We start from the raw sequence: 348 nt of genomic DNA on the forward strand, positions 1-348 counted from the left end.
CCTTGACCTGTCGGCTGCCGCTTACGGGCTGGACTACGGCAGCTTCAAGGAGGCGGCGGAGCGGCTGCTCCGCCAGTTCGGCATGGAGCATGTGCGCGATGATCTGCCGGCGGGCTTCTCCAAAGGAATGAAGCAGAAAATGATGCTGATGCTCGGATTTCTTGTACAGCCCGATGTCTACATCGTGGACGAGCCTTTTATCGGACTTGATCCGCGCGCGACCAAAGACTTCCTGCGTCTGCTGGAGACGGAGCGGCGGCGGGGTGCTGGAGTGCTGATGTCAACGCACGTGCTGGATACGGCGGAGAAGATCTGCGATTCGTTTGTGCTCGTGTCCGCTGGCCGCGG

The 348-nt window shown here is 60.9% G+C and carries 1 protein-coding gene; it reads left to right on the forward strand.

All coding sequences use genetic code 11. The features are described from left to right. Positions 1 to 348 (forward strand): AAA family ATPase (locus L691_RS0108200; protein WP_025689912.1); only part of this gene is annotated, 348 nt, incomplete at both ends.

The organism is Paenibacillus zanthoxyli JH29 (genome assembly GCF_000520715.1).
Lineage (GTDB): Bacteria > Bacillota > Bacilli > Paenibacillales > Paenibacillaceae > Paenibacillus_AQ > Paenibacillus_AQ zanthoxyli.